The 21,018-nt window shown below is 69.7% G+C and carries 10 protein-coding genes and 2 pseudogenes; 7 read left to right on the top strand and 5 right to left on the bottom strand.

The genetic code is table 11. From position 1 onward, the window contains the following. Positions 1–55: 55 nt before the first annotated feature. Both ACWEJX_RS06425 and ACWEJX_RS06430 read right to left on the bottom strand, forming a co-directional pair. Positions 56–1,279: pseudogene (locus tag ACWEJX_RS06425) on the bottom strand (McrC family protein). Continuing rightward, positions 1,276–3,129: a DUF4357 domain-containing protein gene (locus tag ACWEJX_RS06430; RefSeq protein WP_451606389.1), complete on the bottom strand. Its 1,854-nt coding sequence runs from the start codon at positions 3,127–3,129 to the stop codon at positions 1,276–1,278. The pseudogene ACWEJX_RS06425 and the gene ACWEJX_RS06430 overlap by 4 nt, the downstream one beginning before the upstream one ends. Before the next feature lie 188 nt (positions 3,130–3,317). Here ACWEJX_RS06430 and ACWEJX_RS06435 point away from each other — a divergent pair, with 188 nt between their 5' ends. The 4 genes from ACWEJX_RS06435 to ACWEJX_RS06450 all read left to right on the top strand — a co-directional run bounded on the left by ACWEJX_RS06435 (position 3,318) and on the right by ACWEJX_RS06450 (position 13,588). After that, the gene (locus ACWEJX_RS06435) at positions 3,318–4,007 is read left to right on the top strand and encodes a hypothetical protein (RefSeq protein ID WP_451606390.1); all 690 of its coding nucleotides are present in this window, start codon (positions 3,318–3,320) and stop codon (positions 4,005–4,007) included. A gap of 107 nt (positions 4,008–4,114) precedes the next feature. After that, on the top strand, positions 4,115–5,341 hold the full coding sequence (locus tag ACWEJX_RS06440; RefSeq protein WP_451606391.1) for a serine/threonine-protein kinase: 1,227 nt from the start codon (positions 4,115–4,117) through the stop codon (positions 5,339–5,341). 83 nt (positions 5,342–5,424) lie between these two features. Continuing rightward, positions 5,425–8,382: an SNF2-related protein gene (locus tag ACWEJX_RS06445; RefSeq protein ID WP_451606392.1), complete on the top strand. Its 2,958-nt coding sequence runs from the start codon at positions 5,425–5,427 to the stop codon at positions 8,380–8,382. Between the two features lie 13 nt (positions 8,383–8,395). Beyond that, a complete protein-coding gene (locus ACWEJX_RS06450) occupies positions 8,396–13,588 on the top strand; it encodes a class I SAM-dependent DNA methyltransferase (RefSeq protein WP_451606393.1) in 5,193 nt (1,730 codons plus the stop codon). A gap of 50 nt (positions 13,589–13,638) precedes the next feature. Here the strand turns inward: ACWEJX_RS06450 and ACWEJX_RS06455 are convergent, their stop codons facing one another. Both ACWEJX_RS06455 and ACWEJX_RS06460 read right to left on the bottom strand, forming a co-directional pair. After that, positions 13,639–13,842 (bottom strand): DUF397 domain-containing protein, encoded by a 204-nt coding sequence (locus ACWEJX_RS06455; RefSeq protein WP_451606394.1) that lies wholly within the window; start codon positions 13,840–13,842, stop codon positions 13,639–13,641. Next, a pseudogene (locus tag ACWEJX_RS06460) lies at positions 13,839–14,696 on the bottom strand (helix-turn-helix domain-containing protein). The gene ACWEJX_RS06455 and the pseudogene ACWEJX_RS06460 overlap by 4 nt, the downstream one beginning before the upstream one ends. 149 nt (positions 14,697–14,845) lie before the next feature. Between ACWEJX_RS06460 and ACWEJX_RS06465 the strand changes: the two are divergent. The 3 genes from ACWEJX_RS06465 (at position 14,846) to ACWEJX_RS06475 (ending at position 19,697) form a co-directional block, all read left to right on the top strand. After that, positions 14,846–15,286, top strand: a complete 441-nt coding sequence (locus tag ACWEJX_RS06465; RefSeq protein ID WP_451606395.1) for an ATP-binding protein — start codon at positions 14,846–14,848, stop codon at positions 15,284–15,286. A 113-nt stretch (positions 15,287–15,399) separates the two neighbouring features. Then, positions 15,400–15,825 (top strand): effector-associated constant component EACC1, encoded by a 426-nt coding sequence (locus ACWEJX_RS06470; RefSeq protein ID WP_451606396.1) that lies wholly within the window; start codon positions 15,400–15,402, stop codon positions 15,823–15,825. Further along, a complete protein-coding gene (locus tag ACWEJX_RS06475) occupies positions 15,822–19,697 on the top strand; it encodes a caspase, EACC1-associated type (protein ID WP_451606397.1) in 3,876 nt (1,291 codons plus the stop codon). Before ACWEJX_RS06470 ends, ACWEJX_RS06475 begins: the two co-directional genes overlap by 4 nt. Before the next feature lie 18 nt (positions 19,698–19,715). Here ACWEJX_RS06475 and ACWEJX_RS06480 read toward each other — a convergent pair whose 3' ends face one another. After that, positions 19,716–20,762, bottom strand: coding sequence for a beta family protein (locus ACWEJX_RS06480; RefSeq protein WP_451606398.1), 1,047 nt, complete (start codon positions 20,760–20,762; stop codon positions 19,716–19,718). Between the last annotated feature and the right edge of the window lie 256 nt (positions 20,763–21,018).

Here is a 21,018-nt window from a genome sequence, read left to right on the forward strand (position 1 = left end):
CTCCTCCGCCCCCTCCTGGCCGGAACTCTCGCCGGTCAGGAGGGGGCGGTTCGCTTCACAGTGGCTGGCCCATCGGCGCAGAACTGATCATGCGCCGAGCCAGTGCGTCGATCTCGGCAAGCAACCGCGCAGGCCGCTGGTCCAGATCGATGGCGTGCTGGTGGAGCACGGTGCCGGCGTGTCGGACGTGGTGGCTGGTGTGCGGCGCGTTGCCCTTCGCGTACACCAGGTGTCCCTCCGGCAGTCCCAAGGCCGTGCAGTAGGCCAACAATTGGTACAGATCCTCGTTCGGGAAACCGCGTCTCTTGCGCGCCTTGTACTTGGCGTCCGCGACGATCATCGGCGTGCCGGACTCTCCGTACCAGACGAAGTCGGGTCGCAGGCGGATGGATTCCCCTTCGTCCATGTGGATGTCCCGGGCCTGGAGGACGCTTCTGCCACCGTAGTCCCGCATTGCCTCCCGCAGTGCCGTGCAGACGAAGTCCTCGTAGACGCCGTTCATGTCGAAGAGGAATCCGTCCATGCGCAGCTGCCCGGGCAGGTGCTCAGCCGACGATCCCCTCAGCACCGTCTCGGCGAGGTGGAGTGCGGGGTGATAGCGGGTGTTGAGCCGCGTCGGATGCCAACCGGGAGGTGTCTATCCCCGTGTGAGCGGTGTGATGTCCGCCAGCCGGGACCGCTGGTGCATCAGGCGCGTACGTACGGTTCGGGGGACACCGGGCAGGCGCAGAAGCCGATCGACAGCCGCGCGGAGGAGTCGGTTCTCGGCGATGTCCGTGGTGAATTCGTCGTACGTCACCTCTACGGGCAGAGGCATTCCGAAGCGGCGCCGGATCTGTTCGGCCTCACGAAACCGCCCGCGTAGGACAGCGGACGACTCCTCGGCCGTCCGATAGCCCTGGAGCAGTCCCTGCCGCAGGGCGCGGTCGATCTGGCGCTCTACGGTGTGAGCGAAGGCCGGGAGCAGTTCGTCGTGCGCGGCCAGTTCGACGGCCCCGTCCCGCCAGCCCCGGGGGTCGCTGCTGTAGCCGATCAGGAAGAGCAGACGAGCGATCGGCACCTTGGGAGCGATCCGCACCGTGACGCCTTCGCCGCCCGGGACGGTCAGCGTGACGGCGCCGACCTTGCTGCCGGCGCGCAGCCGCCAGGCGCCCGGCTCGTACGGGTCCGGCCCGGCCTCTTCGAGGATCCTGGAGGTGACCAGTGCGCGGCCCACGGCGTCAGGAAGTTGGACCGAGCGCGCGGGCCCGTGCTCGACAAGCGGGACGTCGGACGTCACCGCGCGCCGCTCCCTTGGTCCGGTTCCGGCGCGACGGTGCGTGATGCGAGCGCCTTGCGGAGTGCCGGCAGGCCGTAGCGGCTCTCGATGTCCACGCCTTCGCCGTAGTGGTGTTCCTCCAGCAGCGGGAGGATCTTGGTCCGCCATGTCCGTTCCAGCCCGCCCTCGCGAAAGACGCCGGGCTTCATCAGGTACGACGGTCCGATCCGGAAGTCGGGGTCGTCGATGCGGGCGTTGAGGGCCTCCAGCAGGTCCGCGGGCTCGGAGTCCTTCTCCTCGGCCTCCAGCCAGGAACGCAACAGCCCTCGGGTCGGATCGATGCGCGGGGACAGCTCGACGAAGGCGAATCGCCGACGCATCGCCGCGTCGACGAGGGCGATCGAGCGGTCGGCCGTGTTCATCGTGCCGATGATGAAGAGGTTGCGGGGCAGGAAGAAATCCTCGTCGGAGTAGGTCAGGCGGACCGACCGGTCCCGGTATTCGAGGAGGAAGTACAGCTCGCCGAAGACCTTGGCGAGGTTGGCCCGGTTGATCTCGTCGATGACGAGGAAGTGCGGGATGTGCCTGTTGCCCTCCCTGCGGGCCAGTTCGGCGAACTCCCGCAGGGGCCCGGCCGTGAGCCGGAAGGCGACCTCGCGCGTCCCGGGGTCCTCGCGAGGGCGGAAGCCCTCGAAGAAGTCCTCGTAGGAATACGACGGGTGGAACTGGACCAGTTCGACCTGTTCCCGGCCGCCGCCGAAGAACTCGGCGAGCTCCTGCGCGAGGAAGGTCTTTCCCGTCCCCGGAGGGCCGTAGAAGATCAGCTGCCTTTCGTCGTCCAGCAGTTGCCTGATCTCCTGCAGCCAGTCGAGGCGGTGTACGTGGAGCTTTTTCCGCAGCTCCTCGGTGGGCTCGGGCAGCTCCACCTCGCGGCGAGCGGTGACGGCCAAGGGATCGGCGCTGATCACGGCGCCGTCGGCCAGGGCCTCCTCGACGAGCTCCTCGTCACTGACCCCGAGGCCGTCGACGATGGCCTTGACCGTGGTGAGGTCGACCACGTCGTGCCGCACCGAGAGCTTCTGACGCAGCTCCTGCGGCAGCCTGTCCAGAGCGAAGCCGTCGCTGCCCCACTCCACAGGGCGCCAGAGCGTGCGGCTTCCGTCCTCGGCGACGAGCTGCTCGACGTTGCCCGTGATCTTCCCGGAGTGGAGCCGGCCGTCGGAGAGCGCGCACACCGTGTCGCCCGGCCGCATCCTGGCGAGGAAGGCGTGCAGCTCCTCGACGAGCTGCGGCTTCTCGGTGTACGTCGCCGTCGACCCGTAGTCCTCGTCGACGAAGACACGCAGCTGTTCCTTGCTGATGCCCTGGGTCGCGACCGGTCGCAGGCGAGCGGCGGTCAGGGACACCCTCCCTTCGGGGAGCCACGCGCGCCGGAACAGGTCGGGACCGGCGGAGTGCGGCCCCCGCACCAGCCAGGCTCGGCTGGGCCCCGACCACACCTGGTCGAGGAAGTCGGCGAGCGGCCGTCCGTCCTCGGTCTTCCACTCCATCCACCCGTTGCAGCTACGGCCCACGAGGATCTCCCCCGCCGCGGAGGGCGAGTTGCATTCCACGTCCTCGACCACTTCGAGCCAACCCGGCCACGTGGCTGTTTCGCGTATCACCCCGTCCGCGAGCAGCCGTTCGCGCAGCCTGTGCGAGGAAGGCGTCTTCTCCGGGAAAGACGGGACGACGTCGGGTCGCGCCGGGGAGCCCGCGAGCACCATCATCTTCTGGCTGCCGTTGGTCCCGCTCTCGGAGAGCAGCCGGCCTCTGGCCGTGGGCCCGCCGTACGGCAGGCGGAGCTGGAACTCCGGGTACGAATCGAGCATCGGTGTCCTTGGGTCGGAGGGTACGGCCGGGTGCATTGTGCGGCGCTCGTGATCCGCTTCGGCACCGCTTCGCGCGTTTCCGGCCATCCCCGGTGCCTCGGCGGTCACAGAACCGGCCACGCATTGCCGTGTGTGGCCGCCGACGTTCATGATCTACGGCAGAACACCGTCGGAGCGAGGGGGGAACGGTGGGCGCCGACGCAGCGAACGTGCCGACCAGGCAGCGGCACACCGAGGAACTCCTGGTGGCGGTGTCGATGACGTCCGCGCAGCTCGCCCAGGCGGTCGGCCGGTTCGACGGTGACACCCCGGCGATGGTGACGGCCGCCATCCGCACGGCCGAGCGCGCCTTCGCGGAACTCGACGCCTGCTATGACGTCATCGACGACGCTTCGAAGACGGGCAAGGCGATCGCCGCCCGATTGAGTGCCCTGCTCGCAGCGGAGGCCGAAGAGCACATCGGCCCGGAGCTGGATGCCCTGGAAGCGGTCTCCACTCGCGTCCGCGGCACGGACCGGACCCGTCTGCTGCTGCACCGTGTCCTCGGACGGGAGGAGGCGGCCGAGCGCGACCTGCCTGCTGTGTGCCGCCTCGCCGGGTCGGATCTGCCCGGCCTCCCTTCCTCGTACACGGACGAAGCGGGTTTCGACGACTTGATGGCGATGGCCGCCCGCGAGGAGGAGCTGGCGCCACGACTGCGTGAAGTTCACGCCGAGCGCCTCCGTAGAGTGGCCGCCCACCTGGTCCGCGTGGTGGAAGAGGTGGCGGCCATGTGCTTCGCCGACGAGGCCTTCGCCCAGGAATCGGTCGACGAGGCGCGCCGGGCCCACGAGCTGTGGCTCCAGTGCCTGGCGGAGCGCCGGCGAGACCTCGGATAGCCGGCTGCGTCTTCGCCCGTACGTCACCGGTCCCCGGCCGGATACCGTGTGCGGTGCGACCGGAAACGTCGGCTCTGCCTCCCCACGTCCGAGCAGAAAGGCCCCTCGTGCACATCGCTCCCCTGAGTCCGCATGACCCCGTCGAGCTGGGCGGCTACGAGCTGCTCGGCCGCATCGGGCACGGTGGCATGGGGCAGGTGTACCTGGGCGAGTCCCCCGGCGGGGAGCCCGCCGCCGTGAAGGTGATCAAGCCGTCGGTCGTGGACTCCGAGACGCGGCAGCGCTTCGCCCAGGAAGTGGAGATCCTCAAGACGATCTGGGGTGCGCGCATCGCGGCGCTGCTCGACGCCGATGCGGAGGCCGATCCGCCGTGGCTCGCGACCGAGTACATCGAGGGGCTCGACCTGAGCCGGCACGTGGCACTTCACGGGCCGCTCCCCTCGCTGCTCACCGCTTCTCTCGGGGCGACGCTCGCCGAAGCGCTCGCGACCGTGCACAAGCAGGGTCTGCTGCACCGGGACCTCAAGCCCGCCAACGTCCTGCTCGGCCCCAACGGGCCGAAGATCATCGACTTCGGGCTCGCGGTCTTCGCCGAGTCGAGCGTGTCGCTGACCGCACCCAACACCGTCGTCGGCACTCCCTCGTGCATGGCGCCCGAACAAGCGAGAGGCGACCGGCCGCTGACACCTGCGGTCGACGTGTACGCGCTGGGCGCCGTGATGCTGTTCGCCGCTTCCGGGCACCTCCCGTACCAGGCGGCCAACATCCACGTCCTCTTCCATCAGGTCACCGACCCGGAAACGGCTCCCGACCTGTCGTCGGTCCCCGACGAGCTGGTGCCCCTGCTGACGGCCATGCTCGCGCACCAGGCCGAGGACCGGCCCGCCCTGAGCGACGTCGTACAGCAGTGCCGCGCGGTGATCGAGGCGCAGGGCTACAAGGTCGCCCAGGCACGGCGTCGGCTCACGACGCACACGGCGGCACCCTCCCACCTGCTGGACAGCCTGTTGCCGACGGTTACCGCACCGTCGGCGCCCACCGCCCTGATGGACCCAGCGGTTGCCGAGACGGCGACGACCATGGTGCTTCCGCCGAACGCCCCCGAGCGGACGCCCACGCTCGTCGACCGTTCCGCGTCACACCCCGGCTCGACTGAACCCTCGCCCGCTCCCGCCGCTCCGGAACCCGCCGCAGGCACGGATGGCACCGCGTCCGCCCCGCCGGCCGCTGCCGGTTCGCCCCGTAGCCGCTCCGGGCAGCGGCTGCATTCGGCTCAGGCCCGGATCACCGCCCAGCGGCTGCGCGAGGCGTACGCGGCCCAGGCGGCGTTCTGACACCGCCAGACCGTTGGTGCCGGCGGACCCGCGATACTGAAGGGCCCGCCACAACCGTCACGAAACAGCACAGGAGGCCACGGGTGACCGCCGTCCAGACCAGCACCGAGCAGTACGGCGACGCGTCGGACGCGGCAGGGCAGGAGCAGTTCCCCGCAGGCGCGCAGGTGCTCGTACGCGACGAGGTGTGGCTGGTCAGGAACGCGGTGCCGACCACTGACGACGGCACGCGGGTGGAAGTGGTCGGCGTCTCCGACTTCGTCCGGGATCAGGAAGCCGTGTTCTTCACACGGTTGGACACCATCGAACTGATCGACCCGCGCGACACCCGGCTGATCGCGGACGACTCCCCGAACTACCGACGCTCCCGGCTGTTCCTGGAGGCCGTGCTGCGCCGCACGGCGCTGCCCCAGTCCGAGCGGCGGCTCGCGCTCGCGGACTCCTTCCTCCTGGACCCGCTCCCCTACCAGCGCCGCCCCGCCGAGCTCGCGCTCTCCGGCGCCAATCTGCGGCCCCGGTTGCTGATCGCGGACGTGGTGGGCCTGGGCAAGACGCTGGAGATCGGTCTGACGCTCGCCGAGCTCATCCGCCGCGGCCGGGGCGAGCGCATCCTCGTCGTCACGCCGCAGCACGTCCTTGAGCAGTTCCAGCACGAGCTGTGGACGCGGTTCGCCATTCCGCTGGTCCGCCTGGACTCGGTGGGCATTGAGCGGATCCAGCGGGAGATCCCCGCCGGCCGCAATCCGTTCACGTTCTTCAAGCGCGTGATCGTCTCCATCGACACGTTGAAGAACACCGACCAGTACCGTCACCACCTGGAGCAGATCCGCTGGGACGCGGTCGTCATCGACGAGTCGCACAACCTGATCAACCGTGGTTCCCTGCGAAACCAGCTGGCCCAGACCCTGGCGCCGCGCACCGACGCCCTGATCCTCGCCTCCGCCACGCCCCACAACGGCGACGCGAAGTCCTTCGCCGAGCTGATCGCCCTGCTCGACCCCGCGGCCATCCGTGACCCGGAGAACTACCGCGCCGAGGACATCGAGCACCTCTTCATCCGTCGTACGAAGATCAGCACCGAGGTCCGCGAACAGATGAAGGGCCAGTGGGCGGACCGCGGCCCGTCGCAGGCGGTGCACTGCGCGGCCACCCCTGCCGAGGAACGGATCTTCAAGGAGCTGGCGACCGTCTGGCTGCCTCATGACGGCAACCCGTCCGTGAGCTCGGTGCCGCTCTTCCCGTACACCCTCCTGAAGTCCTTCCTCTCGTCCCACGCGGCGCTCAAGGCCACCGTGACCGCCCGCGTCAAAACCCTGGAGAAGAAGGACGACCCCCAGGCCACGGCGGCGGAGCTCTCCGCCCTGCGCCGGCTCAAGGAGCTGACCGCGGACCTGACCGAGGCGGACTCGGCGAAGTTCGGCGCGCTGGTGGAACAGCTGAAGGGCATCGGCGTCGGCCCATCCTCCGACACCCGCGTCGTGGTCTTCTCCGAGCGCGTCCAGACGCTGGAGTGGCTCGCGACCGTCCTGCCCGCCGTCCTCGGATTCCGGGGCCGCGCGGCCAAGGAGTGCCTCCGCGTCATGCACGGCGGTCTCTCCGACGAGCAGCAGATGCAGGTCGTGGAGGAGTTCGGGCTCGCCGGCGCTCCGGTACGGATCCTGCTGACGGGCGACGTCGCCTCCGAGGGTGTCAACCTGCACCGCCAGTGCCACCAGCTCGTCCACTACGACGTGCCGTGGTCGCTGATCCGCATCGAGCAGCGCAACGGCCGCATCGACCGTTACGGGCAGGCCCACCCGCCGCAGTTCCGCGCCCTGATCCTCACCAGCGAGACCGAGGGCGCGAAGGACGACACCCTGGTCTCCGAGCGGCTCCTGGAGCGGGAGGACGAGGCGCACCGCTCCCTCGGCACGGCGGAGGCCGTCACGGGCCTGTACCGCGCCGAGGCCGAGGAGAAGTCCCTGATTCAGGATCTGCTGCGGGGCAGGAGCGTGGACAAGTCCCTCGACGGGCGCCGGGCCGGCGAGGACGCCGGCACGGCGGCGATGGACGACTTCCTCGCGGACTTCTTCGGTTCGGTCGGTGAGGAGCCGAAGGCGGAGGCCGGCGACGACGTCGAGAAGGCGTTCGGAGGCGATGCCGGCACGGGTACAGGTGCGGGTGTGGGTACGGCCTCCGTACTCCCCCGCCTCTTCGACTCGACCGCCCACTTCCTGGACGAGGCGCTGCGCGAGGTGTATCCGGACGCCCGCGACCGCCTGGACCTCGACCGTGACGAGCAGTCGGGCCTGCTGTCCTTCCGTCCCCCGGCCGACCTCCTCCACCGCCTCAAGGCGCTGCCAGTGGACTACCTGCGCGAACAGCGGCTCCGCGAGCGGCTGTTGGTCACCTTCAACCGACGCCTGGCCCAGCACTCGCTCCAGCGGGCCCGCGAGGCGGGTTCCACCTCCAGCTGGCCGGAGATCTCGCTGCTGACCGATCTGCACCCGGTGGTCGAGTGGCTGACGGACAAGGTCCTTGTGCGGCTCGGGCGCCAGGAGGCGCCGATGATCACGGCTGAGGTGGCGGAGCCCACTTATCTCGTCCAGGGCGTGTACTCGAACGCCCTGGGCAGGCCGACGGTCGTGAAGTGGATGGGCGTGACCCGGAGCGGGACCGTGGACGACGACATGGTGTCCCTCCTTCGCCGCTCCGGGGTCGGCCCGACGATGGCGAACAAGCTCCGCTACCGGGACCCCGCCCCGCTGGTCGGCGCCATCCCGGCCGTGCTGGAGGCCGCCGAGGCTTTCATGGAGCAGCACCGGGACGCCTGGGACCGGCCGCTGCGCGAGTCGATCGAGCGCCATAAGCTGCGCCTCGGCGACTGGGAGCAGCCCACGCTGGCGGGCGAGCGCACCAAGCAGCGCCTCACCGACCTCGCCGACGACCTGCTGACCACCGGGCAGCGCCCGATGCTGCGCGTCCTCGCGGTGCTGCTGCCCGACCCCGACGCGCCACCGGCCGCGTCCGCGTCCCTGTCCGCCGCGCCCACCGCCCTCTGAGAGAGCCACTGTCATGACGTACGACTCCCTGGTCAACCGCGGCGACTACTTCTCGGCCCACTACCTCGCCGAGGTGCTGCCCAAGGACCTCAAGACGGGCCTGCTCCAGACCTGGAAGGAGCGGGAGGAAGCCGCCAAGCCGCCGGCCGGTACGGACGCCGAGGCGGCGGCCTCCGAGGACGCGGGCCTGCTGCGCGAGGACGCCAAGCAGGCCCTGCCCGTCACTCCCCGGGCCGGACTCCGGGCGCTGCGCCGCGACTACTTCCGGGCCCGCTCGTTCTTCGCCCTCCCCGAGGACGCCGAGGGCACGGCCTCCACGCCCGACACCGGCGACGACGCGCTGACGTACGAGGCCCCCGCCTGGCGCGAGCGGCTGCGGGCGCTGAACGCCGAGGTGCTGCGCGCACTGGGCTATGACGCGAAGCCGGGCGCGCTCACCGTGGAGCGGGCGGGCCAGAGCTACGACATCCCCGTCGCGCACGCCGAGAAGGGCCTCGTCGCCGTCGACTGCGGCTGGGCCGCCGAAGCGGACGCCGCCCTGGACCCCGACGGCCCGGGCCGTCTCCTCGACCCCGTCGTCCTCGACGGCTCGAACAGCCTGGCCACCGGTTCCAAGCTGGCCTCGTTCCTGTTCGCCTGCGACGAGGCCCCGCGCTACGTGCTGCTGCTCGTCGGCGGAGTCGTCGTCCTCGCCGACCGGATGGCCTGGGGCGAGGGCCGCTACCTCGCCGTCTCCCTCGACACCGCGCTGCAGCGCAACGACACCCGTCCGGGCGGCGAGATCGACACCGTCGCCGCCCTGTTCGGCGCCGACTCGCTCCGCACTCCCGAGGAAGGCGGCGAGAACCCCCTCGCCGAACTCGTCGGCAAGTCCACCAAGCACGCGGTGGGCGTCTCCAGCGAGCTCCGTGACGGACTCCGGCGGAGCGTCGAGCTGATCGCCAACGAGGTCCTGGAGCGCCTGCGCGAGCAGGGCGTGCACCCGCAGGACATCGGTGAACTCGCCGACCTGGGCCGTCAGTTGACGCGCGAGTCGCTGCGGTACCTGTACCGCATCCTGTTCCTCTTGTACGCCGAGGCCCGCCCGGAGCTCGGCATCCTGCCGTCCGACTATCCCGAGTACCAGCTGGGCTACGGCCTCGGGCGGCTCGGCGAGCTCGTGGCGGAACGTGATCTCGTCGACGAGAAGTCCCGCCGGGGCTTCTACCTCTACGAGTCCCTGGACCTGCTGTTCCGCAAGGTCCAGGACGGCTACCGGCCGCGCCGTACGCACGGGGAGACCGCCGAGGAGGCCGACACCGCCGGCGCCGTCGGCTCGAAGACCAGCGAGGACCTCGGCCTGCGCTTCGAACCCCTCCATTCCACGCTGTTCGAGCGGGACTCAATCAAGCTGATCGGCGCGGACACCGTCGCCGACCCCCGCCACGACGCCGATGAAGCCCTCGCCCGGGGCGAGCGCGTCCGGTACCTCGACACCCGGCTCCGGAACGCCACCCTGTACGAGGTCCTGCACAAGCTCATGCTCACCAAGGGCAAGAAGGGCGAGCGCGGCGGCTTCATCTCGTACGCCCAGCTGGGCATCAACCAGCTCGGCGCCGTGTACGAGGGCCTGATGTCGTACTCCGGCTTCATCGCGGGCGAGGAGCTGTACGAGGTCGCCAAGGGCGGCGACCCGAAGGACGGATCCTGGCTCGTGCCCAAGTCCAAGGCCGACGAGTACCCGGACTCGGTCTTCGTCCGGCGCCCGGACCGGGACACCGGCGAGGAGCTGCGCGTCCGGTACGCCCCCGGCTCGTTCGTCTACCGTCTCTCCGGCCGCGACCGCCAGACCTCGGCCTCGTACTACACCCCGGAGTCGCTCACCAAGGTCACCGTGCAGCTGGCCCTCCAGCACCGCCTGGACCAGGAGGACACGGTCACCGAGGCGCGCGAACTCCTCGACTGGAAGATCTGCGAACCGGCCCTCGGCTCGGGCGCGTTCCTCAACGAGGCCATCAACCAGGTCGCCGCCGAGTACCTGCGCCGCCGGCAGAAGGAACTCGGCCGCTCCATCGACACCGAGCAGTACGCCGTCGAACTCCAGAAGGCCAAGGCGTACATCGCCCTGCACAACTCCTACGGCGTCGACCTCAACGAGACCGCCGTCGAGCTGGCCGAGGTGTCGTTGTGGCTCAACACCATGCACCCCGGCATGGAAGCCCCCTGGTTCGGCCTCCACCTGCGGCGCGGCAACTCCCTGATCGGCGGCCGGCGCGAGGTGTACGGCCCCGAGCGCCTGAAGAAGGGCGGCTGGCTCGGCACGACGCCGGAGCGGTACCCGCTGGCGGACGCGCAGGCGGGTGTGCCGCTCCCGGAGGGCGCGGTGCACCACTTCCTCCTGCCGGCGAAGGAGTGGGGCGCGGTCGCCGCCGAGAAGGAGGCGAAGGCGCTGGCGCCGGAGGCCGCGAAGGCGCTCGGCGCGTGGCGCAAGGCGATCACGAAGTCCCCGACGCCCAAGCAGACCGCCCGCTTGCAGGGCCTCGCCCGGCGCGCCGAGTACCTGTGGGACCTCGTGGTGCAGCGGCTGACGATCTCCGAGCGGGAGATCTCGCGGCGGGTGGATGTATGGGAGGCGGAGCCGGAGTGGCTGCGCAGGCCCAAGGAAGCCGTGCCCCGGGAGAAGGTGCTGGCCGACCTCACGGCGGTGGACACCCCGTACTGGCGGCTGAAGAAGCTCATGGACACGTGGTGCGCCCTGTGGTTCTGGCCGGTGCAGGAGGCCGGGCTGCTGGACGGGACGGACGCGCGGTACGAGCGCGCGGAGGTCGTACCCGCGTCGCAGGGCGGAGACGGTGCGGGAGCGGCGTCGCCGTCGGCGTCGGCGTCGGACGTGATTCGTACGTACGAGGAGGTGGACCTCCTCGGCAACGTCACGGTGAAGGAGGTCAAGCGCAGCGACATCGACAAGCGGCGCAAGGGCACGCGCAAGGGCGAGCAGTCCTTCGCGGGCCAGCGCCGCGACGTCATCCCGCTGGCCAACCTGGACGACTGGCTGGACTTCGCCGAGGCGCTGCTGGGCACGCACGACGTGCCGGCGGAGTCGCTGGTGGCCTCGTTCGATTCGCTCGACGCGCTGGAGCGGTACGAGGACGAGCTGCCGGACTGGATGGGCATGGACCGGTCGTATTGGCTGGAGGGGCGGTTCCCGTGGGTGGGCGTTGCGGGGGACGTGGCGAAGCAGCAGGGCTTCTTCCACTGGGAGTTGGAGTTCGCCCAGGTGTTTGGGGGGCGGGGCGGGTTTGACCTGCAGGTGGGGAATCCGCCGTGGGTGAGGCTGGACTGGAAGGAGGACTTGGTTCTCGCCGAGCTGGAACCCTGGTTTGCGCTGACGGAAAAGCCTGGCGCATCGGAGTGGGTGCTACGCAAGGGCGAACTAGTGGGCGCCAGTGGCGCCACCAGCGATCTCAATTACGTCCAGAACGAGTTGTCAATTCACGCGGGGACTAGCTCCACTCTCAGCAGCTCAGCCGTATACCCTCTACTGGTGGGCACTCGGGGCGATCTTTATCGGGCCTTCATGGCACAAGTTTGGCGACATGGCGCAAGGAATGGAACCGCAGGCCTGATCCACCCAGACAGCCACTTCAATGGAGTCAGCGAGGGAGCCATCCGCGCGGCCGCATATCGCCATCTGAGGGTTCACGCCAGCTTTATAAACGCAGCCAACTGGGCCTTTGAGGACCTCGCGAGGAAGCAAACCTTCGCCCTCCATATTTACGGCCCGGAAGGGGAAATCTCTTTCTCACACATCAGCTCCCTGTACGGCGCTACCGTACTGCCAGATTCGTTGAACCACGATGGCACAGGCGAAGATCCCGGAGTAAAGCACAGCGGCTCATGGGATGTACGGCCACACCTGAATCGCGTTGTGCACGTAGATAGCGCGTTGCTGACGCGCTGGCACGCACTGACGGGCTCGACCGCGCCAGTAGCCCAAACCCCGCTGCTTTATCCAGTCTTGCGTAGCGAACAGGCGGCCATCGAGGCTCTCGCTTCCCACCAATGCCATTTGGCCGACTTTAATCCTTCCATCACCAGCGGGTACAACGAGGCAAACGCGAGGCGAGACGGGATCATCCGCTGGGGAAACACGGTTGTCTCTGAATTCAAGGAAGTGATTCTCCAGGGTCCCCACTTCACGATGAGTCAACCCTTCTCAAAACAACCCAAGAGACCTTGCCGAAGCAACAAGGACTGGGAATCGTTCACCCTTTCCCACCTACCAGCTGAAGCGGTCCCCATCACCAATTACGTAAGAGCGGTAGACGAGTCGGAGTATTTGTCGGCACAGAACCACTGGAATGGAGCTCCGTCCTCGTCGTACTTCCGCCTGGCCTGGCGCCGAATGCTCAACTTTAGTAACGCGCGCAGCCTTCACGCCGCCCTGATCCCTCCAGGCCCCACACATGTACACACAGTGCAATCCATGGCACTATCCAGCAATCATCTCACGGCTCTCAATGCAGGCTTCTGGGCATCGCTTCCCCTTGACTATTTGCTACGAATCACCGGCCGCGGAGACCTTCAGCTCACTGAGGCACGGAAAATGCCCGCACCAGACGCCAAGCACCCGTTGGCTCCTGCCCTCCTGCTGCGGACCCTCCGTCTGAACGCCCTCACGAACCACTACGCCCCCCTCTGGGAGGAGCTGTTCGACCCGCGTTGGGCGGGTTACGAGGACTGGACCTACCCCTGGCCAGGCCTGAAAGCTCTCGCCGCGGGACTGAAGTCCAGCTGGGAGTACGCCACCCCGCTCCGCTCCGAGCACGAACGGCGCGCCGCACTCGTCGAGTTGGACGCCCTCGTCTCCGTATGGCTCGGCATCACCGCCGATCAGCTCGTCGCGATCTTCAAGTCACGCTACCCGCAGCTGCACGACTACGAGGCGAGGACCTGGTTCGACGCCAACGGTCGCAAGATCGCCGAGAACTTCAACACGTACGGCCACGGCCAGACCAAGCAGGACTGGCTCGACTTCGAAGCCCACCTCGCCGACCCCGCGAACACCCCGCCCCCCGCCGGCTACGTCGCGCCCTTCTACAAGGCCGACCGCGAAGCCGAGATGCGCGCAGCGCACGCGCACTTCCAGGCGCGGCTGGACAAGGAGATCGCCCTCGGGCGATGGACACCCCCGGCGCGCAAGGCGGCCGGGGAGAACGCGGCGTGACATGCGGCTGCCCCGGACCCTTCGAGGTCCGGGGCAGCCACCTCGTTGCACTACCGGCTCGCGAAGCCGACGAAGGCGGTCCACGCAGATCCGTCGACCACGAGCCCAGGCCGGTTCGTGTCCTTGGAGTCGCGCACATGGACGCTGCCCAGGCGTTCAGCCACCTCGACGCACTCGCCGCCTTCCTCGCTGCTGTAGCTGCTCTTGACCCAGACCAGCCCAGCCCCCTGCGTCGTCCCCACCATGGTCTTCATAGCTCTCCCAGCAACTTCTCGACGTAGCCGAGCGACGCCTGAGGTGTGAGTGCTTGCGCGCGCAGGATTCCGTACTTGATCTCCAGGCCCCACACGAGCCGCCGCTCGCTGTGTACATGACTCACGTTCTGGACCTCAACGTACGCGATCCTGTGCCCTTTACTCGTCTCCATCACGGTGAACGGGCCAGCCAGGCCGGCGTTCTCCTCACTGTCCAGAGGCATCACCTGGATCTCGACAGCCCGGCGGTGACCGGCAAGCAGAATCTGCTCCAACTGACCTCGCAGGACAGTCCGGCCACCGATCGGTCGACGCAGCACTGACTCGTCGATCACGAAGCTCATGAGCGGCGACGGGCGCTGGGCGAAGATCTCCTGACGCGCCAGCCGGGCTGCGACGCGCCGCTCGATCTCCTCCTCGTCCAACGGCGGGCGCATCATCCCGAAGACGGCTCGCGCGTACTCCTTCGTCTGTAACAGCCCCGGCACGGCCTGGTTGGCGTACACATGGAGCTAAACCGCCTCCGCCTCCAACTTCGCCGCATCGCGGAAGAACGCCGGGTACTGCGCCCGCGCCACCTCCTCCTTCATCTCCTTCAGGACCTCGCCCGCATCGAGCAACTCGTCCGCCTGGTCGATGAAGCGCGGCGGCGGAACCCTTCGCCCCTGCTCGTACACCGCGATCGTCGAGGCCGAGTACCCCAGCCGCGCTCCGAACTCCGCCCGCCCCACCCCGGCCCGTACCCGGAGCCGTTTCAACTGGCGGCCGAAGACGCGCAGGATGCCAGAGCCGGGGTCCGGCGCCGCGTCACCGTCCGGTTCGTCGTCGTCCGGCTGCTGGGTGGGTTCGTTCATGCGCGCCATCACCTCCACCGGCCAACGCCGCTCCGCGTCGGCCGTCACGCTCCGCGCCGCCTACAGGCACCGACACGTCGCCTACCGCTACCCCCTGTAAGCGCTGCGTGTCTTACTCGGCGTAAGCGGCGCACGCCAGCCTGTGTCCCATGAACAGCGAAACTTCCACCGCACCGGCGGCCCTTGAGTTCGCCATGCGCTTCACGTCCTCCCCGCGCGGCGCCCGCCTCGCCCGTCGGCTCGTCTCTCACCGCCTCGACGCGTGGGGGCACCCGTGCGCCTCCACCACCAACGAGACGCTGACGCTCATCGCCGCCGAGCTCACCAGCAACGCCGTGCGTCACGGGCACGTCGCCGGGCGGGACTTCCACCTCCGGCTCACCGGCTCGGCCGACACCCTGCGTATCGAGGTCACCGACACCCGTACCGAACGCGTACCTCTGCTCTCCACCCATGAGCCGCCCGGGGACGCCGAGTCGGGGCGCGGGTTGCTCGTGGTGGCGCGGTTGGCGAGCCGGTGGGCGGTGGCGCCGCGCGTGGGGGCTCCCGGGAAGACCGTGTGGGCTGAGCTGTGCCTTTCACGCCAATGACCAGCAGGTTTCGGAAACGGGCCGACCGTCTGTCCGTGCGTGCCGCTAGCGTCGTCCGTCCGTGTGTGCAGTGTGTGCACCGCACGGGAAAGTCCAAGAGGGAGACAGCGAACGTGAGCACCACCCACACCGACCCCGCCCCCGGCTACCGCATCTCCGTCGTCGACGAGGATCCGTTGCGCGCCCGGCGCGAGGCCCGCGAGCTGCTCGCCGCGCTCGTCGAGACCGATCCGCAGGCCGCGCTCGACGTGCCGGCCCGTCCCGTGGGCACCAGCGAGGCCGAGACTTTCAAGGGCGGGCCGGTCGCTGACCTGCTCGGCCTGGTGTTCGGCGGCGGCTCCCTGGCCGCCGCGGCCATTCAGATCTGGCTGGCCCGGGTGCCGCAGCGGACCGTCGTCGTCACGCGGCCCGACGGTGCGACGCTGACCATCTCCGGCAAGCAGGCCCGCGCGGACGACGCGCAGATCGAGCGTTTCCTCAGCGGAAACGCGGGTCCGGCCGGCGAGGGCGACGAGCAGGACGGGCCGGGCGCGGCGTGAGCGACAACGATCGGTACGCCATGCTCATCGGCGTATCCACGTACGACAGCGAGCGGTATCACGATCTGCCTGCTGTGCGGGCGGACCTGCACTACATGCAGGCGGTGCTGGAGAGCACCGAGATCGGCATGTACAACGACTGCGCGATGGTCGCGGAGCCGACGCGCGCCGAGATGCTGCACGCCATCGAGGAGTTCCTGGAGGAGCGGCAGGCCAGCGAGACGGCGCTGCTCTACTTCAGCGGGCACGGGGAGTTCTGCGAGGCCGACGGGCAGCTGTACTTCCTCACCCGGGACACCGATCCGGACGACCTGCCGGGCACCGCCGTGCCGGCGGAGTTCCTTGAGCGGATGCTCCAGTCCTGCCGGGCCGCCTCGAAGGTCGTGCTGCTCGACTGCTGCTCCAGCGGCTCCGTCGTCCAGGGGTGGACGGCCAAGGGGGCGTCCGATGGCAGCGAGCGGCCCGCGCCCAGCACGCTGCTCCGGCCGACCGGCGTGTACTTCATCACCGCCTCGGACGCCCTCCAGGCCGCCTCGGCGATGGCGCCGGCCGGGTCCTCGCTCGGCACCTCCCGGTTCACCGGCGAGATCGTCGAGGGGCTGCGCAGCGGTCGGATCAAGGACAGCGGCTGGGTCACGCCGGACGACCTCTTCGAGTATCTGACTGCGCAGATGGTGCGGAACGGCGTGCCTGAGGAGCAGCGGCCCACGAAGTCCACCTTCCGTGCGACGCACACCCTGCCCCTGGCCCGCTCGGTGGCGCGATCCGTCCAGCTCCCCGAACCACCACGGGACATTGCCGAGGGCGGACTCCCGCCCTCCTCGGCCCTGCTGAAGGCGCGCAGTCTCGCCGCCCAGGACGCACAGGACGGCGTCGACTGGCAGCGCCTCCTGCGGTACTACGTGCACTGTCTGGGGGCACAGGCCGCGTCGGGCATGCTGCCCGACCGGGACAGCGGCCGGGACTCCGCGTACTTCCTGCTGGGGAAGGGTTCGGAGGAGATTCAGTCCGGGCTGGAGTCCGGTCTTCGCGCCCCTGCCCAGCTGCCCAAGCCGAAGAGCACCGGTGCGAAGGTCGACGAGGCCGCACTGCAGGAGTACTGGTACGGGTATCCGGCCGTCACCCTGCCCGAGCGCGGTGGTAACGGCGGACGTCGGGCCGCGGTGCGCATCGCGCCGTTGCTCATCCAGCCGATGGAGCTGGCACCGGACGAGAACGGCATCGACCAGCTGAGGCCGAGCGGTGTGCCCTTCCCGCACAGCGGCGTGCTCACGGAACTGCTGGAGGACGAAGAGGCCGCCGAGCTGCTCGCCCGCTGGCAGCCGACCTGGCAGGAGGGAAACGCCACCCAGATGCTCAAGGCGGTGCGGGAACTCCTGACACGGCTCGAACTCCCGGAGCTGGAACCGCTCGATCTGTCCTCGCTGAGCGACCGTTCCGTCATGGACTCGCTGCGTCCGGGCGCCCACAACGCCGCGGTCCTCCTCGCACCGTCAGGCCTTGAGCGGACCGCCACCGCCGGCCTCGTGGAGAACCTGCTCCAGATGTCCACGCGCACCGCCCAGATCTCCGGTACCGCGCTGGACGCGCTTCTGACCGGTGGTGGCGATGGCGGAACCCTGGGGCGCGGCGCGCCGGTCGTGGTCTCCCCTGGGCCCTGCAACGAGAGCCAGGCGCAGGTGATCACGTCCGCGATGACCCGGCCGCTCACCGTCTCCACCGGGCCGCCCGGCACCGGGAAGAGCGAAGTGGTGGCGGCGGTGGTCGCCACCGCGGTCGCCGCCGGACAGTCCGTCCTCGTCGCGTCCACGAACAACGAGGCCGTGAACGTGGTGGCCGAGCGCTGCGACGCGATCTCCCCCGGGCTGCTCATGCGGACGGGGAACAAGGAGGCCCTGGAAGCCGAGGCGGCGAAGCTGGAGCGGCTGCTCGCCCAGCCGGTCGAGGGCCCGGCGCGGAGTTCGTCGACCGTGGCGGGCGACCTCAGGAACCGGCACGCCCGCGCCGCCGTGCACGAGGCCGAGGCGGCGCGATTGATCGGCGAGGAGGCGCAGCTGCTGGAGCTGCTGCGGGAACGTGCGCGCCGCGCGGACGAGCTCCAGCTGCCGGTGGAGCTGCTGGACCGGGCATGGGCCGAGGGCGGAGCCGCCGCGCTCGCCGGCTGGGAGGAACGGGCGCGGAGGGCTGCCGCAGCCCGGTGGCTCTCTTTCGGCCGATGGCGCAGGGGGCGGGCCCTGTCCGCGTTCGTCGACTCGGTTGGTGAGACCTCGGCGGAGGCATGGCCGACGTGGGCCTCGGAACGGCCGGTGCCGCCCGAGCTCCTGCTTGCCCTCGCGGAGGTCGCGGCGGTGGAAGGCACGCTCAGGAGCCTCGTACCGGAACATCTCGCCCTGGACGAGGAGGCGCTGAAGCAGGCGCGTCTGGAGAGCCGCGCGGGCTTGTCGGAGACCTCCGGCGAGCTGGCCCGGGCCGTGTCCGCCGAGGCCATGGCCCGTGGGCGGTCGCTGATGACCCAGCGGCTCCAGGCCCTCCGTCAGCGCTCCAACTTCCGGAAGAGCCAGCGCAATCTGATGGCACACATGAAGGGCTGGGCCATCAGCACCCACTCGGTTCGCCAGCTCGAACTCGCTCCGCAGCTCTTCGACCTCGTCGTGATCGACGAGGCCAGCCAGTGCTCGATCCCCTCGGTGCTGCCTCTGTTGTTCCGGGCGAAGCGGGCGCTGATCATCGGCGACCCGATGCAGCTCGGGCACATTCCCGGGGTCACGGCTCAGCAGGAGCGGCAGGCCCGCGTGCGGGCGGGGCTGAGCGCGGCGCAGCTGGAGGATCACCGGCTCACGTACCACGTGTACGCCTCGTACCATGCCGCCGCGCAGCACGGTGAGGAGGCACTGCTGCTCGACGAGCACTACCGGTGCCATCCGGCGATCGCCGATGTCGTCAACGGTTACTGCTACGCGGGACAGTTGCAGGTCCTCACCGACGTCAGGAGGCAGGTGCCGGCGCTCGATCCGGTCGGGCTGAGCGATCCTGCTCCCGCGCTGGGCTGGGTCGATGTGCCGCACGGCGCGTCCGCGCTGGGCCCGGGTGGCCGGTCCTGGCGGAATACGGCGGAGGCCAAGCAGGTACGCGAGACGGTGGACGAGCTGCTCGCGCGGCTTCCGGACGATGCGACGGTGGGCGTCGTGACTCCGTTCCGCGCCCAGAAGGAGGCGCTGGCACGGGTGTGGGCGGACGACGACCGTGTCCGGGTCGGTACCGTGCACGCCTTCCAGGGTGGGCAGCGGGACGTCATGGTCCTCAGCCCGGTGGCGACCGGCAACACCCCTCCCCGCACGACGCACTGGGTGGCGAGTGAGGTCAACCTCTGGAATGTCGCCGTCACGCGGGCCAAGTCGCAGCTGATCACGGTGGGCAGCCATGCCTTCTGGCAGGGACAGGCGGGGCTTCCGGCGCTCCTTGCGGAGCGGTCGAAGGTGCTGGATGCGGGGACCACGGTGGACGGGACCGGTATGGCCTTCGACGCGAAGCCCCGCAGCGTCCTGCGTGAGGAGCTCACGGACCGGCTCCAGGACTACCTCGGTCGCCGTGGCGTCACCGATCTGGAGCGCGAGGCGGTGGTCGGCGGACACACCGTCGATCTGCTCTTCACCGCGGACGGGGCGAACACCGCGGTCCTCATCGACACCGGCCCCCAACACGGGCAGGACCCGGCCCGCCATCTGCGGTTGACGCACGCGCGGGGCGACCTGCTGCCGGGGCTGCCGTCCGGCGGGTCCGGGGCGAAGCCCGGACTGGTGACACGGACGGTCCGCGTGCCGGCCTGGCGGATCCTGGCCGGCGAGACGCCGCTGGAGCCGCTCTTCGTCTGAGCCCGCACCACGACAGGGTCAGGGCTGCAGGCTCCGGACGACGTACGTCATGTGCTGGACGCTGCCCTTCTGCAGCCAGACCCCGGCGTTTCCGGTGCCTTTCGGGCCCTGTCCGTGCGCGCAGTCACGCAGCCAGGTCTCACCCTTGCTCGCCGCCGCACCGCGGAAGTCCGGCAGCGCAAGGACTTCCCGCGCGGCGGCCCGGATGGCGGCGGTCCGGTCGGGGCCTCCTGTCGGCACCTTCAGGAGGACGAACGACTCGTCGGTGGTGTAGCGCAGAACGCCCCAGGGCGGGCCGCCGCTGCCGGAGGAGGGGCCGCGAGCGATGCTCCGGCTGGACTCGATGCCGTAGTCACCGTACGCAAGCCCGCGGACAAAGCCTCGATCGCTGCGGTTCAGATCGCGCCACACGAGCCAGTCCCAGCGTGGCTCCACGGCCGTGCCGTGTTCCACGAGCCGGGCGGTCACTTCGGGGAAGCCGCCACCGAGGACGGCGGCGGTCCGCCAGGGGGTGAGCGGCACCAGGGCGTCGAGGGCACGCAGCGACTCCTTCGCCGCGTCGGTCCGGTCGGCACGGACAGCGCCCAGGTCGAGCAGGAGGTCCGCCTCGACGGCGGGATCGACGCGGGCGACCAGGTCACGGACGGCATGACCGAGAACGTCGTCCCACTCGCCGGGCATCATGACGCGTATGCCGAGCCCGTTCCCGGTGGACCGGGCGTGTTCGAGCATCGCGGCCTGATGAGCCTCGGAGCGGTCGGGCCCCGTCACGGGGCGCAGCGGACTCACGTCGGCGTCCTGGGACAACGCGTCGGCCAGCACCGACAGCTGTGCCTCGTCGGCGAACGGGGCGTCGACCCAGGCCGGATGGTGGCGATGGCTCTTTCTCACGCTCCACAGGTCCTCTCGCACCCCAATGGCGAGTGCGTCAGGGTGCAGACCCGCACGGGGCGGCAGATTCCACAGCGGCACGACAGCCGCTTGTACAGCTGGACTCAGCTGCCGGTACGCCTGACGGGCGTGCCGCTTCACCGGCAGGACGGGAACGTACAGCGGTTCGGACATGGCGGCTCCCCCTCGGCTCTGCCCGCGTCCTCTTCCCTCGCGCCTCTCCTCGTTGCTCCCGCTTTCCGTTTCAGGATCGGCCGCGATTGCTGTCGCGCGTAATGACGCCTTTTCGGTCTTCGTGGCTGGAACGTTCAAGAACCTGGTAGCGCTGTGACCAGCGAGGTACTGTTCGTGAAGCTCGGCAGCCGAACCCCCCGACGTCTGCGCGCTCATGACTGTGCGTCTGCCGTGGCACCGCTTGCCGACCACGGCC

The organism is Streptomyces sp. NPDC004788 (assembly GCF_053601115.1).